At 39.1% G+C, this 17,024-nt stretch carries 12 protein-coding genes; 10 read left to right on the forward strand and 2 right to left on the reverse strand.

Annotated elements, in window-relative coordinates:
• Positions 1-29 precede the first annotated feature (29 nt).
• The 7 genes from V471_RS06970 to dltD all read left to right on the forward strand — a co-directional run bounded on the left by V471_RS06970 (position 30) and on the right by dltD (position 8,136).
• A complete protein-coding gene (locus V471_RS06970; protein ID WP_049554088.1) occupies positions 30-1,769 on the forward strand; it encodes an ABC transporter ATP-binding protein in 1,740 nt (579 codons plus the stop codon).
• Positions 1,759-3,507, forward strand: a complete 1,749-nt coding sequence (locus V471_RS06975; RefSeq protein WP_045768620.1) for an ABC transporter ATP-binding protein — start codon at positions 1,759-1,761, stop codon at positions 3,505-3,507. The genes V471_RS06970 and V471_RS06975 overlap by 11 nt, the downstream gene beginning before the upstream one ends.
• A gap of 176 nt (positions 3,508-3,683) precedes the next feature.
• Complete coding sequence (locus V471_RS06980) at positions 3,684-3,815, forward strand: teichoic acid D-Ala incorporation-associated protein DltX (protein WP_002885174.1); 132 nt, start codon at positions 3,684-3,686, stop codon at positions 3,813-3,815.
• An 8-nt stretch (positions 3,816-3,823) separates the two neighbouring features.
• On the forward strand, positions 3,824-5,374 hold the full coding sequence (gene dltA / locus V471_RS06985) for a D-alanine--poly(phosphoribitol) ligase subunit DltA (RefSeq protein ID WP_049554089.1): 1,551 nt from the start codon (positions 3,824-3,826) through the stop codon (positions 5,372-5,374).
• The gene (gene dltB / locus V471_RS06990) at positions 5,371-6,618 is read left to right on the forward strand and encodes a D-alanyl-lipoteichoic acid biosynthesis protein DltB (RefSeq protein ID WP_049554090.1); all 1,248 of its coding nucleotides are present in this window, start codon (positions 5,371-5,373) and stop codon (positions 6,616-6,618) included. The genes dltA and dltB overlap by 4 nt, the downstream gene beginning before the upstream one ends.
• Positions 6,619-6,635: 17 nt before the next feature.
• Positions 6,636-6,875, forward strand: a complete 240-nt coding sequence (dltC, locus tag V471_RS06995) for a D-alanine--poly(phosphoribitol) ligase subunit DltC (protein WP_002891149.1) — start codon at positions 6,636-6,638, stop codon at positions 6,873-6,875.
• Complete coding sequence (gene dltD / locus V471_RS07000) at positions 6,868-8,136, forward strand: D-alanyl-lipoteichoic acid biosynthesis protein DltD (RefSeq protein WP_070847341.1); 1,269 nt, start codon at positions 6,868-6,870, stop codon at positions 8,134-8,136. The genes dltC and dltD overlap by 8 nt, the downstream gene beginning before the upstream one ends.
• Positions 8,137-8,282: 146 nt before the next feature.
• Here dltD and V471_RS07005 read toward each other — a convergent pair whose 3' ends face one another.
• Together V471_RS07005 and pabB are read right to left on the reverse strand one after the other, a co-directional pair.
• Positions 8,283-10,919 carry a calcium-translocating P-type ATPase, PMCA-type gene (locus V471_RS07005; RefSeq protein WP_070847339.1) on the reverse strand — a complete coding sequence of 879 codons (2,637 nt, stop codon included), beginning with the start codon at positions 10,917-10,919 and terminating at the stop codon, positions 8,283-8,285.
• A gap of 216 nt (positions 10,920-11,135) precedes the next feature.
• Positions 11,136-12,866, reverse strand: coding sequence for an aminodeoxychorismate synthase component I (gene pabB, locus V471_RS07010; RefSeq protein ID WP_014633029.1), 1,731 nt, complete (start codon positions 12,864-12,866; stop codon positions 11,136-11,138).
• 146 nt (positions 12,867-13,012) lie between these two features.
• Here pabB and V471_RS07015 point away from each other — a divergent pair, with 146 nt between their 5' ends.
• The 3 genes from V471_RS07015 (at position 13,013) to metF (ending at position 16,928) form a co-directional block, all read left to right on the forward strand.
• Positions 13,013-13,366 carry a hypothetical protein gene (locus V471_RS07015; RefSeq protein ID WP_045001669.1) on the forward strand — a complete coding sequence of 118 codons (354 nt, stop codon included), beginning with the start codon at positions 13,013-13,015 and terminating at the stop codon, positions 13,364-13,366.
• A 250-nt stretch (positions 13,367-13,616) separates the two neighbouring features.
• Positions 13,617-15,866 (forward strand): 5-methyltetrahydropteroyltriglutamate--homocysteine S-methyltransferase, encoded by a 2,250-nt coding sequence (gene metE / locus V471_RS07020; RefSeq protein WP_084871333.1) that lies wholly within the window; start codon positions 13,617-13,619, stop codon positions 15,864-15,866.
• 186 nt (positions 15,867-16,052) lie between these two features.
• Positions 16,053-16,928 (forward strand): methylenetetrahydrofolate reductase [NAD(P)H], encoded by an 876-nt coding sequence (gene metF, locus V471_RS07025; RefSeq protein ID WP_021144026.1) that lies wholly within the window; start codon positions 16,053-16,055, stop codon positions 16,926-16,928.
• The last annotated feature ends 96 nt before the right edge of the window (positions 16,929-17,024 follow it).

Consider the following 17,024-nt stretch of genomic DNA (forward strand, 5'->3'; position numbering starts at 1 on the left):
AGTAAGGACGTTAAACTTAGGAAAGACAAATGAAAGCATTATTAGTGTATTTTAGAGGATACGTCAAAGACAGTATCCTGGGACCCGTTTTTAAATTAATCGAAGCCAGTTTCGAACTCTTGGTCCCTCTAGTAATTGCTGGAATTGTCGACACAACTATTCCAAATAAAGACCAAAATCATCTGTTTATGATGATTTTTCTCTTGTTCGGACTTGCCGTTATTGGGGTTGTTGTTGCTATTTCAGCACAGTATTTTTCATCCAGAGCAGCAGTTGGCTATGCCCGAGGTTTAACCAATGATTTGTATGCGAAAATCATGCGTTTATCAAAGGAAAAGCGGGATGAGATTGGAACGTCAAGTTTGGTGACACGTTTGACTGGTGATACCTTTCAAATCCAAACGGGTATCAATCAATTTTTGAGGCTCTTTTTGAGGGCGCCAATTATCGTGACAGGAGCCATTATTATGGCATTCCGAATCAGTCCACGCTTGACCCTATGGTTTCTTGGCATGGTCTTGGTATTGACCCTTATAATTGTACTAGCTAGTCGCATCGTCAATCCTTTATACGCCAAGATTCGAGTAATTAATGAATCAATTGTTACCAATACGCGTCAACAACTTGAAGGTATGAGGGTTATTCGGGCTTTTGATCAAAGTGAGCGTGAATTAGATAACTTTACTGGTGTCAATAAAGACTTGAAGAAGTGGCAGCTCAAAACAGGAGTGATAGCAAGTCTCATTAGTCCTTTGACTTTCTTGATTGTTAATATGACCTTGATTGCTATCCTTTGGCAGGGAAATCTGCAAATTCAAGGTGGCCTTTTGTCTCAAGGGATGCTGATTGCTCTAGTCAATTATCTCTTGCAAATTTTGACGGAGCTCCTTAAATTGGCCATGATGTTGACTAATCTGAATCAAAGTTTTATTTCAGCGAAACGGGTACAAGCTATTTTTGAACTCCAAGATGAGGATATTGAGGCACCTTTAGAAGTCCGCACTTCTAGTCAGGCTTCTACAGTGCTAGCTATTGATCAGATGACCTTTACCTATCCTACAGCTAGTTCGCCATCACTCCAAGAGATTCATGTCAGTCTTACTCAAGGTCAGTCACTAGGTATTATTGGTGGTACAGGTTCAGGTAAATCGACATTGGTGAACTTAATCATGAACTTATATCAGCCTCAGATTGGTTCGCTAGCTATTTTCAAAGATCAAAAATCACCAAAAAACCTTAAAGAGTGGCGTTCTTGGGTTGCCTATGTCCCGCAAAAAGCTGAGTTATTTAGAGGAACCATTCGTTCAAACTTGTCCTTAGGACTTGACCACGAACCGAGTGAGCAAGAACTGTGGCATGCGCTTGACATGGCTCAGGCTGCTGATTTTGTAAAAGACAAGGATCTTGGTTTAGATGAGCCAGTTGAGTCATTTGGCCGTAATTTTTCGGGGGGTCAACGTCAACGTTTGACTATTGCGCGTGCGCTGATGAGACCAGCACCATTCTTGATTTTGGACGACTCAACCTCAGCCCTAGATTACCTAACTGAAAGTCGCTTACTAGCGGCTATCAGAGACAATCTTAAATCAACGAGTCTGATTATTATTTCGCAAAGAACAAATAGTCTAAAAGCTGTTGATCAAATTTTGGTGCTTGATAAGGGACATCAAGTTGGCTTGGGTAATCATGAAGAATTGCTTGCCACAAATAAACTCTATCAAGACATTCATTATTCTCAACATCAAAAGGAGGTCGCTGATGAAGGCTAGAAATAATAAATCAACGCTTAAACGTTTAAGTAGAGATATCTTAAGTCAGCGTTACCTCTTTGCCTTAGCAACTGTTGGGACCATTATTCAAGTTGCCTTAACGGTTTACTTACCTATCTTAATTGGTGATGCAGTGGACGCTGTTCTTAAGATGAACGCCGTTCTATTGATGTCACGTTTAATTTGGCAGATGCTTGTAGTTATCTTAGCTAATAGTGCAATCCAGTGGCTTAACCCTTTGATTTATAATCGATTGATTTATTCATATAGCGAAAGTTTACGTGAACGAGTCATGATGAAAATTCATGCTATGCCTCTCAGTTACCTTGATCGTCAAGGAACTGGAGACATGGTTAGCCGTGTGACTACAGATAGCGATCAGTTAAACAACGGACTTCTCATGGTCTTTAACCAATTTTTCGTTGGGCTTTTGACTATTTTTGTCATAATCTTTACCATGGCTCGCTTAGACTGGTTCATGATGCTCTTAGTCCTAGTCATGACGCCTTTGTCAATGCTTGTGGCACGTTTTATCGCAAAGAAGAGTTATCAACTCTATCGCAATCAAACTAAATGGCGAGGCATGCAGACTCAGTTGATTGAAGAAAGTTTGACTCAAGAAGCTTTAGTACAGAGTTTAAATGCACAAGACCAGATGGTTAGGAGTTTTAAAGACGTCAATGGTAAGTATGCTGATTATTCACAGGGTGCTATCTTTTATTCGTCAGCGGTTAACCCAGCTACACGTTTTGTCAATAGTCTGATCTATGCTCTTATTGCAGGTGTTGGTGCCTATCGGATCATGTCGGGTGGCGCTTTTACAGTGGGACAATTGACTACCTTCCTAAACTATGTGACTCAGTATACGAAACCTTTTAATGATATCTCATCTGTTCTATCTGAACTTCAAAGTGCTTTGGCCTGTGCTGATCGCCTTTATATGATATTGGATGAAGAGGAAATAACAGAAACAGGTAAGGTGGTTTTGGAAGAAGCAGATGTGCAGGGACGTTTTCAATTTGACCATGTCCAATTTGGTTATTTGCCTAATAAACCTCTTATCAAGGATTTGAGCATTGATATCCTTGCCGCAAGTACTGTTGCCATTGTTGGTCCAACAGGAGCGGGAAAATCTACCTTGATTAACCTGCTCATGCGTTTCTATGATTTGGACAAGGGGAACATTCTACTGGACGGTAGACCTATTACAGATTATACTCGTGAGAGTCTTCGGAAACAGATTGGGATGGTCTTGCAGGAAACTTGGCTTGAGGTTGGCACTATTCATGATAATATTGCCTATGGAAATCCCGAAGCCAGTCGTGAAGAAGTTATAGCAGCAGCCAAGGCTGCCAATGCAGATTTCTTTATTAAGCAGTTGCCTCAAGGCTATGACACCTACTTGAATGACGCGGGGCAATCCCTTTCTCAGGGACAACGTCAGCTTTTGACTATTGCCCGCATATTTGTCAATGTGCCTAAAATCTTAATCTTGGATGAAGCCACTTCTAGTATTGATACTCGTACAGAGCTCCTCATTCAAGAGGCCTTCGCTAAATTAATGAAAGGTCGAACAAGTTTCATCATTGCCCATCGATTGTCTACCATCGAAAATGCGGACCTTATTTTGGTCATGAATAATGGGGATATCGTTGAACACGGAACCCATGAACGACTGATGCAAGCTAAGGGAATGTACTATCGTATGCAGACGGCCCAAAAGACACAAAATAGTTAAATCCGACAGAGCTTTTAAGCTCTGTTTTTTTATGATTGTAGCCAATCATTTATCACGGAAATCTATTAATGGAAAAGAAATGAAATTTAGTTATTTTTTCTTTTTTATTGGAAAAAATGGCGATAAGATGGTAAACTAGAGAGGATATTATATAAAAAAAGGTATCGAAAATTAGAATGTTAAAACATAAAAACGTCCTGGTATTTTTAGGACAAACCTTGCTTTATTTCGCCATTTTTATGGCCCTAATTTATCTCTACAATTACCTAGGACAAGGTCAAGGTAATTTTATCTATAACGAATTTTAGGAAGAATAATGACGAATACAAAAATTAAAGATATGATTGAAACGATTAAGCAGTTTGCTCAATCACAACCTGACTTTCCTGTTTACAATATTTTAGGGGAAGTTCACACTTACGGCGACTTGAAGGCTGACTCAGATAGCTTGGCAGCCAAGATTGATAGTCTTGATATTCCAGAAAAATCACCTGTTGTGGTTTATGGCGGTCAAGAGTATGAAATGTTGGCAACTTTTGTCGCTTTGACTAAATCTGGTCACGCTTATATTCCAATTGACAGTCACTCAGCTCTTGAGCGCGTGACGGCAATTGTTGAAGTGGCAGAGCCTAGTCTGATTATTGCTATCAATGACTTCCCACTTGAGGATGTCCAAGCACCAATCTTAACATTGGATCAAGTGACAACAGCTTTTGAAAGCAAGACTAGCTACGAAGTGACTCATCCTGTTAAGGGGGATGATACTTATTACATCATCTTTACCTCAGGAACTACAGGTAAGCCTAAAGGGGTCCAAATTTCACACAATAATCTCCTTAGTTTCACTAACTGGATGATTACGGACAAGGAATTTGCGACTCCAAAACGTCCTCAAATGCTGGCTCAACCGCCTTATTCATTTGACCTATCGGTAATGTACTGGGCACCAACATTGGCGCTTGGAGGAACACTCTATGCGCTTCCTTCAGCCATTACACAGGACTTCAAGAAGCTCTTTGAAACGATCTTCTCACTTCCAATTGCTATTTGGACATCAACACCATCTTTTGCAGATATGGCAATGTTGTCTGAAGACTTCAATGCAGAGAAGATGCCGAAAATTACGCATTTCTATTTTGACGGAGAAGAGTTGACTGTCAAGACTGCTCAAAAGCTTCGCCAACGTTTCCCAGAAGCACGTATTATTAATGCTTACGGACCAACTGAAGCAACTGTAGCCTTATCAGCAGTAGCAGTAACTGATGAGATGCTGGATAACCTTAAGCGTTTGCCGATTGGTTATACCAAGGAAGATTCACCGACTTATATTATCGATGAGGATGGCAATATCCTTCCAAATGGTCAACAGGGTGAAATCATCGTATCAGGACCAGCAGTTTCAAAAGGCTATATGAACAATCCTGAAAAGACTGCGGAAGCCTTCTTCGAGTTTAATGGCCTTCCTGCTTACCATACTGGTGATGTAGGAACGATGACTGATGAAGGTCTCCTTCTTTACGGCGGACGCATGGACTTCCAGATTAAATTTAATGGTTTCCGTATTGAGTTAGAGGATGTTTCACAAAACCTTAATAAGTCTAAGTATATTGATTCAGCAGTAGCTGTGCCACGTTACAATAAAGACCATAAGGTTCAGAACCTCTTGGCTTATGTGATTCTTAAGGATGGTGTTCGTGAGCAGTTTGAACGTGAAATTGATATCACCAAGGCGATTAAGGCTGACTTAGAAGATATCATGATGTCTTACATGATGCCTACTAAGTTCCTCTATCGTGAGAGCTTGCCTTTAACACCAAATGGGAAAATTGATATCAAGGGTCTTATCAGTGAGGTTAACAACCGATGATTGACTTCTTGAAACAGCTTCCCCATTTAGAAGCCTACGGTAACCCCTTCTATTTTGTCTATCTTGGATTAGCTCTATTGCCAATCTTTGTGGGTCTCTTCTTTAAAAAGCGTTTTGCGATTTATGAATGTTTGGTCAGTCTAGCCTTTATTGTTCTCGCTCTGACAGGAACACATGCTAGCCAATTACTAGCCTTACTTTTCTATATCGTTTGGCAAATCATCTGGGTTTATTCCTACAAACATTACCGCAGTAAAAAGGACAATAAATGGGTTTTCTATTTACACTCATTTCTAGTAGTCCTTCCCTTGATTTTTGTTAAGGTAGAGCCTGCGATAAATGGTACTCAGTCACTCTTAAACTTTCTTGGTATTTCTTACTTGACCTTCCGATCAGTTGGTATGATTATCGAGATGCGGGATGGTGTCTTAAAAGAGTTTACACTTGGAGAATTCCTCCGATTCATGCTCTTTATGCCAACCTTTACGAGTGGTCCTATTGATCGCTTCAGACGTTTTAACGAAGATTACCAAGCGATTCCTGAGCGAGACGAGCTGATGAATATGTTGGAGCAAGCTGTAAAATATATCATGCTTGGTTTCCTCTATAAGTTTGTTTTGGCTCAGATTTTCGGAAGTATGCTCTTGCCTTCACTGAAAGCGCAAGCTTTGGCTCAGGGTGGTATCTTTAATTTACCAACACTTGGTGTCATGTATGTTTTCGGTTTTGATCTCTTCTTTGACTTTGCGGGTTACTCGATGTTTGCCTTGGCAGCATCAAACCTTATGGGGATTAAGAGCCCAATCAACTTTGATAAACCTTTCATCTCACGAGACTTGAAAGAATTTTGGAATCGTTGGCATATGAGCTTGTCTTTCTGGTTCCGTGACTTTGTCTTTATGCGTTTGGTTATGGTTTTGATGCGAAACAAGGTTTTCAAAAACCGTAACACGACATCAAATGTGGCCTATGTCATTAATATGATGGTTATGGGATTCTGGCATGGAGTTACCTGGTATTACATTGCTTATGGTATTTTCCATGGTATTGGTCTAGGAATTAATGATGCCTGGTTACGTAAGAAGAAGACCATTAATAAAGAACGTAAGAAAGCTGGTCTTGAGCCACTTCCTGATAATAAATGGACGAAGGCTTTGGGAATCTTTATTACATTTAATACTGTTATGTTGTCATTCTTGATTTTCTCTGGATTCTTGAATGACCTCTGGTTCACTAAAAAATAAGTAAAGGAATTATAAAAATGGATGTAAAATCAGAAGTTATTGAAATTATTGATGAACTCTTCATGGAAGATGTTTCAGACATGATGGATGAAGACCTTTTCGATGCTGGTGTTCTTGATTCTATGGGAACAGTTGAGCTTATCGTTGAATTGGAATCACGTTTCGATATTCGTGTGCCAGTTTCAGAATTTGGTCGTGATGACTGGAACACAGCTAATAAGATTGTTGAAGGGGTAACGGAGCTTCGCAATGCTTAAGCGTTTATGGCAAATTTTTGGCCCTATAATCTGTGCCTTAGTCTTGGTAGTAATAGTTATTTTTTCCTACCCTCAAGGCAGAAAACATAGTTATGAGGTTGAAAAACGTAACGCAGTAACCTTGACAACTGAGAACTTTAAGAGCCGTATTAATAAGACGACAGCTCTTTCTGATAAGAATCATCGATTTGTCCCTTTCTTTGGGTCTAGTGAGTGGTTGCGTTTTGATGCCCTTCATCCAGCTGTTTTAGCTGAAAAATATGACCGTAACTATCGCCCATATTTTATTGGACAACGTGGGGCTGCCTCTCTAAACCAATATTTGGGAATGCAACAAATGCTTCCTGAATTGAAAAATGGGACAGCAGTCTATGTCTTGTCACCACAGTGGTTTACTAAAAAAGGTTACAATTCTGCGGCTTTCCAGCAGTTCTACAATAACGACCAACTTAGTAGTTTCTTAAGTCAAAATCAGACGGATGCAAATTCTCAATATGCTGCTCAGCGTATCTTAGAGATGAAACCTGAGATTACTATGAAATCTCAACTTTCTAAAGTGGCTAATGGGCAAGATTTAAATTCTCTTGATAAGACTTATATTCAATTTATGGCAGAGCTTAATAAGCGAGAAGATGCCTTGTTCAGTCCTTTTGCAGCATCAAATAATGCAAATTACGACAAGAAGGTTCTTCCTTATCTTAAAGAGTTGCCAGACAAGCTCTCTTACGAGGCACTTGACCAGGTTGCCGTGAGAGATGCAGAAGCCCATACCAAGTCAAACGATTTTGGTATTGATGACCGTTTCTATAAGAAACGTTTGGCTAAAAAGATTGGTAAACTTAAAGGTTTCCAAAAGAATCTTTCGTATGAAGTTTCACAAGAATACGGTGACCTACAGTTGGTGTTAAATCAATTTGCTAAGTCAAATACTAACGTCATCTTTGTCATCCCACCTGTTAATAGCAAGTGGATGGCTTATACGGGACTAAGTCAAGAAATGTATGATGCTACGGTTTCTAAAATCCGTTATCAATTGGAAAGTCAAGGCTTCACCAATATTGCTGACTTCTCAAAAGATGGAGATCAACCTTACTTCATGCAAGATACCATTCATATGGGATGGAAAGGTTGGGTAGCCTTTGACAAGGCTGTTGATCCATTTGTAAGTAATCCAACACCTGCACCTAGCTATAACTTGAACGACCGCTTTTATAGTAAGGATTGGGCAGGTTATACAGGGGCTCCTAGTCAGTTTAAGTAGTATTACTTAATAAATCAAAAAGGCTTGTTAAAGCCTTTTTATGTTATGATCTTTCCACGGTATCACCTTCATAAATTATAAAAAGGATTGGCGTAATTCCCAATCCTTTTTATCCTTTTAAGTTTTATAATACGTTAAACAGATCGTTATTTGTTTTTAGTTAGAGCTTTTCGAATTAAATCTGCAGGGATAATCAAAACCGCGATAAGAAGAGCAACGATATAGTGTTGAACGTCCATTGGTACGGTACTAAATACTTTACCACCGAATTGAATAATCAAGCTTTGAACAACAGCAATAGAAATCATTACAATTGAGAATTTCTTGTTTTCGCCGATATGTTCAAAAACATTGAATCCATTACTACGTGTATTAAGTGAGTTGAAAATGACAGCATAGATAAATACTGTAAAGGTGAATGTTGTTACCATTTCAAAGTTGCCAGTCCCATTTGTGATAAAGTCTTGGATACCACCAACATTTTTAAGAATAGCTAAACATACAAGAGTAATGAAGACGCTAGCTACACCAATAGCAGATTTCATATAGCCAGTAAGAATATTTGCCTTCTTAGCAACTGGCTTTTCATTCATGTAACGATCTAGGGTAGGCTCTTCACCAAAGGCAAGGGCAGCAAGTGTGTCCATGATAAGGTTAATCCAGAGAATTTGGATAATTGTAAATGGTTCTTTGAGGCCCAAAAGTGGTGAGAGAAGTGACATAGCAATTGTAGTCACGTTAACGGTTAATTGGAAGATAATGAATTTACTTACTGACTTACTCATAGTACGTCCATAGAGGACGGCTTTTTCAATCGAAGTCAATGAGTTATTCAAGATAACGATATCTGAGGCTTCACGTGCGACTTCAGTACCATCACCCATTGAGAATCCGACATCAGCCGATTTAAGGGCAGGTGAGTCATTGACTCCATCACCTGTCATACCAGCAACCATATCGAGGTCTTGAGTTGCCTCAATAAGACGTTTTTTATCCATTGGAAGGGCACGACTGACCACTTTTAAGTGAGGCAATTGTTGTTTGAGTTCTTGATCTGAGAGGGCAGAAAGTTCATCGTGAGTAAGGACAAGGTCATTTTGACCAGTAACGATACCGGCTTCTTTAGCGATAGCAACAGCGGTTTCTTTACGGTCACCAGTTACCATAACTACTTGAACCCCTGCACGGTTCATTGTTTCAACAGTTTGTTTAATTGAAGAACGAACGTTATCACGGATACATACGATACCAATCAAGACTTTATCATTACCATCTGTATTTAGGATAGCAAGCAAACGCATTGAACGATTAGCTTGTTCCAATGATAATTCTTGGAAACGAGCTTTAATATCATCTGTAAAGTTTTGTTTATTACCCTCTTTATCAAGATAGTAGTAGCAGTCGTTTAGGATGAATTCTGGAGCACCTTTGATGTAGGTTTTTCCATCGTTAGTCGTTACACTTGCGAATTTTGTTGCTGAGTTGAATTGTTGCTTCTCAGTAATTGTATTCGTATCGAAATCAAGTTGAGAACGTCCGATAAGGAAATCAAGAAGTGCACGATCAGTGGCGTTACTACCAACAGCACTGCCATCAGCTACCATGGCATCGTTATTAAGACCGATACCATTAATCATTTCAGCTTTTAGGCTATCTGACATTGTGTCAAAATCAGGAGCATCAGTTTCACCAGTAGCCGCATAAAGTGTTCCATCAGCAAGGAAGAAGTCAACTACAGATAGTTTACCTTCAGTGATAGTACCAGTCTTATCACTGAAGAGGATATTCATGTATCCGGCTGTTTCAATGGTATCAGGATGGCGAACCAAGATATTTTGAGCTAAAAGTCGTCCTGAGTTCATTGAAGAAACGAGTGCCAACATCATTGGAAGACCTTCTGGAACGGCCATGATGATGATTGTAACCGCAAAGAGAATTGTTTCAATGATAAGAAGGAAGATTGAACCACCATTGAGGTTATTAGCCTTATTAAGGGCAATAAAGCCTAAAACAAGGTTGATTACTGAATATGCAGCACCTGCACTATAACCGAGGACACCGATGTTTCCAGCAAGCTTGTTGAGTTTTTCTTTGGATGGTGAATCTTTACTATCTTCTTGAAGAGAAGTATTGATGCTTCCTAGAACGGTATTATCACCAATTTGTGTAGCTTCCATAACGGCTTCGCCTGAAGTAACAACTGTACCACGGAAGACTTTGAGCTCTGTAAAGAGGTCGGAAGAGTCTGGCTCTGCTTGATCACCAAGAGGAAGTTTTTTAGCATCTTCACTTTCACCATTAAGGACAGCTTGGTTTACTTTTAATTCACCTTCCAAGATGATACCATCAACTGGGATCTTGTCCCCTGATTGAAGGAGAATCTGATCACCTTTCACAATATCATCAACGAGAACCTCTTTAAGTTTACCATCACGATAAACCTTAGCATTAGTTTTTGAAGCCTCTTCCTGAAGAGTGTTGAACTTTTGCTCATTTCGGTATTGTGAGACTGCTGAAAATCCTGTAGACATCAAAATGGCGAAAATTAGTGAGATAGCCTCATACCAATTAGCTTCACCAATAGCAGGGAAAATCATTCCAACAAAGTTGAAGATGATTTTTAATCCTAAGGCAGCCAAGAGGATAAGAATCCATTGATCTTGGAAGGCTTCGATAAAGATTGAGAGGAGCGAGTTTGCCTCTTTACTAGAGAGCCTATTATCGCCATGGGCGTTTTTACTTGCTTGAACTTCAGCAGAAGTCAAGCCTTTAAATTTTTTCATTTAAGGTTTTGTATCCTTTCTAAATTATTACTGAGTTTTAAGGCTAGTAAATTATAAGCCAAAAAGTTCATCATTACAGTCACGATAACTGAATAACCATCAGTAAGTATTATACTTTATTTTACTATTAAGTTGTTGATTTTTCACCAATAGAATATTGAAGTTTCTTTTCTCTTTAGCAAGTGTAGGAGTGTACAAAGAACCCGCATTTTTTATTTAGAGATAATTCTGTTTTTTCACCTTCAATTCATACAACCCTCTCACCGCATTGCATCCATAGATGGCCTGAGCCTGTTCCATATCTTTTAAGGTCAAGACTTTTTCTTTAAGCTTATTATCAGCAATAAGTCTTTGTCTGTAGATGCCATTTAAGAGGCCGAGGTGAACGGGTGGTGTGTAGAGTTGGTCTTTGATTTTAAGAACGATGTTACCGATAGAGGTTTCTAGGAGTTGCCCCTCATGATTATAATAAATTTGTTCGTGAGGTTCGATACTAAGGTGAGGACGGTAACTTGTTTTGAAGAAGGTATAGGGGCTATCCAACGGATGCCTTTGCTCAACTAACCTTGCTTGGCAGAAGTCATTAGATAAGTTTGTTAATTGGGTATGTTCAAACTTCAGTTCACCATCTTTTGCAAGTGACATTTTAAGACGGTAGTCTTTGTCAAGGTTTAGTGATTGGCACAGAGCTTCGACTTGATAGTGTGCTTTTTCTGCATTGAAAGGATAGTCAAAGTAGCGACTGCTCTCTTGCAAGCGTTTCATATGCTCCTCAAGAAATAGCAGTTTTCCTTGATGGACACGACCAGTTGAAATGAGATTGAATTTGGGGTTCTGACGGTATAGAACAGCAGCTTTTTGCTTGGTTTCTTCATATTCAGCTTCCCAGTTGCTATCCCAGGTAATACCTCCTCCGACACCATAGATAGCTTTGGTTCCTTCCATTTGTAGTGTTCGAATGGCCACGTTGAAAATACTAGGTCCCTGTGGCATCAAGATACCAATAGCTCCACAATAGACACCTCGAGGCTGTTTTTCAACCTTCTTAATAATCTCCATGGTTGCTATTTTTGGGGCACCTGTAATCGAGCCGCATGGAAAAAGGGCTTGGAAGACATCGCTTAAACTACTATTTGGTAGGAGTTGCGTCTCAATAGTCGAAGTCATTTGCCAAACCGTAGAGTATTGTTCAACTTGGCAAAGGCTCTTGACATCCTCACTTCCTATTTTTGAAATACGATTCATGTCATTTCTAAGAAGATCGACAATCATCATATTTTCAGAGCGATTTTTCTGATCCTGAGCTAGCCACTGGGCTTGTTTGAGGTCAGATTCACTTGTCAAACCACGATTAGTAGTACCTTTCATAGGACGAGTGGTCAATCTATCACCATCTTTTTTAAAAAAGAGTTCTGGGCTTATGGAAATGATAGAGACATCATCGTGCTGAATAAAGGCATTGTAATGTGCATTTTGCTCAACAACCAATCGGTTATAGATGGCAAAGGGATCAGCTGTCAGGTTCTGTTGAAGTTGAACAGTATAATTGACTTGATAAGTATCACCTTGTCGAATATGGTGGTGTATTTGCTCAATAGCAGCCTTGTATTCCTCTGCAGAAGTTAGCTCTTGCCAAGATTTTGGTAAGGCAATTGGCTCATAAGCAAGTGGAATAGGCTCTATTTGAACAGTTTCATGAATAGTGAAGTAGAGGAGATACTCTGACATTAATGGACCAGCAATAACCTGAAATTTTGTCTCGAAGGCAGGAGCTGCTTCATAGGAAACATAACCTACTGCATAATAGCCCTTATTTTGATAGGCTTCGACTTCAGTTAAGAGATGCTTAACTTCCTTAATGTCCTTTGTTTTTAGTTCTTTAATGGCGTCTGTAAAGATTTGTCTGACACCAAGTTCTTTAAAATCAATAACAGTTTTCTTATGCATACTTAGAGTATAACATAAGAAGTTTCCCTCTGGTTCTTTTTCATGTTTTAATTCTCTTTCTCAAAATTTTAACTAAAAATGAACTTTTTTGACAGTTTTACATATGTTATAATAGTGGTGACTAAAAGAAGATTTCAGAGGGAAGTATGACAAAAAAAAACAATTTAAAGAAGGGTAACAGCAGTTTTTTACATAAAAAAATGAAAAGAGGGACATCTAAAAGTAATTCATGGAAGCATCAAATGTACGAGCTAGAAATTGCCATTGCTAAAGAGTCAAGTAACAAAAAAAGAAATGAACTTATTAAAATTCATAATAGCTATATGAGTGAGTATGATAGCTTAAAGAAACAAATCATTTGGTTAGTCGTATTGGGAATTTGTTTCTTATTGGTACTGGTAGTTTTTGGTTATTATATTTGGAAAAGTTACAATAGTGAGAATATGTCTTATACATCATCTTGGATTCAAGAGAAAGTACTGAGCACCTATAGAGCTTAGTATCCTAATCCTAGTAAATAATAGAGTCTCTAGACAAAAGTCTAGGGATTTTTTGTTAAAAAAGGTTTTATCAGGTTGATGTATAGTTATTAGCTATAACAATATCTAAACAAAAGGAGATAACGGTAGCTAGAAACCCATTACTTTATAGGTTATAGTCTAAAACTATATATAGAGAAAACTAATAGCAATTATACAGCCACCCATTTCTTTGGTAAGATAAGTTCAACAACAAAGAGGAGGACACAAGATGTCAACTACTATCATTGGTTTCCCACGTTTGGGTGAATTCCGCGAATTAAAATTTACAACAGAAAAATACTTTAGAAATGAAATTACTGCAGATGAACTCTTAGCAACAGCCAAAGACTTACGTGCAAAACACTGGAATATTGTTAAAGAGAAGGGTATCAGTGAAATTCCTTCAAATGATTTTTCACATTACGATAACTTCCTTGATGCAGCTTTCCTTTTCAACGTCGTACCTGAATCTGTTCAAAACTTGGATTTGACAGATCTTGAACGTTACTTTGCTTTGGCGCGTGGTTACCAAGGTGAAAAAGGGGATGTACGTGCCCTTCCTATGAAAAAATGGTTTAACACTAACTACCATTACATCGTTCCTAAATTTGAAAAAACAACAGAAGTTAAACTTGCTGGTCACAAGATTTTTGATGAGTACCAAGAAGCTAAAGAATTGGGACTTAACACACGCCCAGTTGTGGTTGGACCATTCACATTCCTTCAATTATCTGACTTTGAAGATGGTGTGAAAGCAGAAGACTTTGTAGACAGCTTTGTGGCAGCTTACCAAGAAGTCTTCGCAAAATTGGCTGAGCTTGGTGCGACTCGTATTCAACTCGATGAGCCAGCCCTTGTTAAAGATTTGACAGCTGAAGAAAAAGCTCTCTTCTTGAATATCTACAACAAACTCTTGGCTGATAAAAAAGGTCTTAAAGTCTTGATCCAAACTTACTTTGGTGATGTTCGTGATGTCTACAATGATCTTGTGAACTTGCCAGTTGATGGTATTGGTCTTGACTTTGTTGAAGGTAAGAAAACACTTGAATTGGTTAAAGGTGGTTTCCCAGCTGATAAGACTCTCTATGCCGGTATCGTCAACGGTAAAAACATCTGGCGTAACAACTACGAGAAGAGTCTTGAAATTCTTGAACAAGTTCCAGCTGAAAATGTTGTTTTGACAACATCTTGCTCACTTCTTCATGTACCATTTACAACTGCTAACGAAGAATTTGAACCAGCTATCTTGAACCACTTTGCTTTTGCGGTTGAAAAATTGGACGAATTGCGTGATTTGGATGCTATCCGCAATGGTCAAGGTGCAGAAGCCCTTGCAGCCAACAAAGAACTCTTTGCGACTGAGCGTGTTGGTGAAAATGCTGAACTTCGTGCTCGTATTGCAGGCTTGACTGAAGCTGATTACACTCGTTTGCCAGCATTTGCAGAACGTGAAGTGATTCAAAAAGATGCTTTCAAACTTCCATTGCTTCCAACAACAACTATCGGTTCATTCCCTCAAACTAAGGAAGTTCGTGCTAAACGTTTGGCTTTCCGTAAGAATGAATTGTCACAAGAAGAATACGATGCATTCCTTGCTGAAATCACTGATGAATGGATTAAATGGCAAGAAGAAGTTGGATTTGATGTGCTTGTACACGGTGAATTCGAACGTAACGACATGGTTGAATACTTCGGTCAAAACTTGTCAGGTTACCTCTTCTCTAAAAACGGTTGGGTGCAATCATATGGTATGCGTGGGGTTAAACCACCAATCATTTGGGGTGATGTGACTCGTCTTAACCCAATCACTGTGAAATGGTCTAGCTACGCACAAAGCCGTACTGACAAACCTGTTAAAGGTATGTTGACTGGACCTGTTACTATCCTTAACTGGTCATTCCCACGTGAAGACATCTCTATCAAGGATTCAACTCTTCAAATTGCTCTTGCAATCAAAGATGAAGTTCTTGACCTTGAAGCTGCAGGCGTTAAAATTATCCAAATTGACGAAGCTGCTCTTCGCGAAAAATTGCCACTCCGTCGTAGTGACTGGTACGAGGATTACCTCGACTGGGCTATTCCAGCCTTCCGTTTGGTTCACTCAACAATAGCACCAGACACACAAATCCACACTCACATGTGTTACTCAGAATTTACAGATATCATCCCAGCTATCGACAACTTAGATGCTGACGTTATCTCATTTGAAGCTAGCCGTTCAAATCTTGAAATCTTGGATGAACTTAAAGCTCAAAACTTCCAAACAGAAGTTGGACCTGGGGTTTACGATATCCACTCACCACGTGTCCCACAAGACGGTGAAATTGACCACACTATCGAAGCAATCTTGGCTAAAGTACCAAGCGGTAAAGTTTGGATCAACCCTGACTGTGGTTTGAAGACTCGCGGAATCAAAGAAACTAAAGAAAGCTTGATCAAGCTTGTAGAAGCTGCAAAAGCAGCTCGCGAAAACTTGTAAGCAGAAGTTATCATACGTTGAAGACCTTCTTCCTTAAGTGTAGAAGGTTTTCAATAGCGAATAATTTTCTAAAGATTTTTGCAAGCAGGCTATGATTAACAAGTGTTTAACTGAACTCATGAAGTCAGTAGGCACTTAAAACAGCTTTCGTCTTAACAAAAATCTAAAAAGAAGAAGGTATAAAATATGACAAGCCAAACACCATCACTCTCTTTTGAAGTCTTTCCACCTAACCCAGCAGTAGGTAATGAAAAAATCCTACGTGCTCTTGAGGATATGCAAGGATTGGCTCCACACTTTATCAGTGTGACAGCTAGTAATAACAAATATAATATCAAAGAGACGACGGTTCCTTTGGCAGATCATATTCAAAATGACCTAGCTATCCCAACGATTGCCCACCTTCCAGCTATCTATTTGAGTAAAGAAAAGGTTGCTGATACCTTACGTGACTTGGATGCCGTTGGTGTACACCGTATCTTAGCCCTACGTGGCGATATCATTCCTGGTGTGGAACCTCTTAAAGACTTTAAATATGCCACTGATTTGATTGAATTTATCAAGGAAGAAGCTCCTCAATTTGATATCATCGGTGCCTGCTATCCTGAAGGGCATCCAGATTCGCCAAATCAAATCTCTGATATCCAAAACCTTAAGAAAAAGGTTGATGCAGGTTGTTCTGGTCTTTTAACCCAACTCTTCTTTGACAATGAACGTTTCTATGATTTTCAAGATAAATGTACCTTGGCTGGAATTGATGTACCAATTCATGCGGGTATTATGCCAATTTTGAATCGTAACCAAGCTCTACGTTTGCTTAAGACTTGTGAGAATATCCATTTGCCACGTAAGTTCCGTGCCATTTTGGATAAGTATGAGCATGATCCTGAGTCACTTAGAGCGGCAGGTCTTGCTTATGCGATTGACCAGATTGTCGACCTTGTTACTCAAGATGTTGCAGGCGTTCACCTCTACACCATGAATAATGCAGAAACTGCTCGTCATATTCACGAAGCGACTCATTCCTTATTTAAGCATCATTCACAAGTTAGCGCTCTATAATTGAATCATAAAACTACCACCTATAGTTTAATCTATAGGTGGTTTCGTGTTTATAGTATGAAAAAAGTGACTTCCTTAATTCTAGTAGTGTAATGT

The sequence above is a fragment of the Streptococcus salivarius genome (assembly GCF_002094975.1).
Lineage (GTDB): Bacteria > Bacillota > Bacilli > Lactobacillales > Streptococcaceae > Streptococcus > Streptococcus salivarius_D.

Bases quoted from the DNA above. Each gene is read 5' to 3' on its own strand.
- V471_RS06970 (WP_049554088.1), top strand. From the start codon at position 30: ATGAAAGCATTATTAGTGTATTTTAGAGGATACGTCAAAGACAGTATC.
- V471_RS06975 (WP_045768620.1), top strand. From the start codon at position 1,759: ATGAAGGCTAGAAATAATAAATCAACGCTTAAACGTTTAAGTAGAGAT.
- V471_RS06980 (WP_002885174.1), top strand. From the start codon at position 3,684: ATGTTAAAACATAAAAACGTCCTGGTATTTTTAGGACAAACCTTGCTT.
- dltA (WP_049554089.1), top strand. From the start codon at position 3,824: ATGACGAATACAAAAATTAAAGATATGATTGAAACGATTAAGCAGTTT.
- dltB (WP_049554090.1), top strand. From the start codon at position 5,371: ATGATTGACTTCTTGAAACAGCTTCCCCATTTAGAAGCCTACGGTAAC.
- dltC (WP_002891149.1), top strand. From the start codon at position 6,636: ATGGATGTAAAATCAGAAGTTATTGAAATTATTGATGAACTCTTCATG.
- dltD (WP_070847341.1), top strand. From the start codon at position 6,868: ATGCTTAAGCGTTTATGGCAAATTTTTGGCCCTATAATCTGTGCCTTA.
- V471_RS07005 (WP_070847339.1), bottom strand. From the start codon at position 10,919: ATGAAAAAATTTAAAGGCTTGACTTCTGCTGAAGTTCAAGCAAGTAAA.
- pabB (WP_014633029.1), bottom strand. From the start codon at position 12,866: ATGCATAAGAAAACTGTTATTGATTTTAAAGAACTTGGTGTCAGACAA.
- V471_RS07015 (WP_045001669.1), top strand. From the start codon at position 13,013: ATGACAAAAAAAAACAATTTAAAGAAGGGTAACAGCAGTTTTTTACAT.
- metE (WP_084871333.1), top strand. From the start codon at position 13,617: ATGTCAACTACTATCATTGGTTTCCCACGTTTGGGTGAATTCCGCGAA.
- metF (WP_021144026.1), top strand. From the start codon at position 16,053: ATGACAAGCCAAACACCATCACTCTCTTTTGAAGTCTTTCCACCTAAC.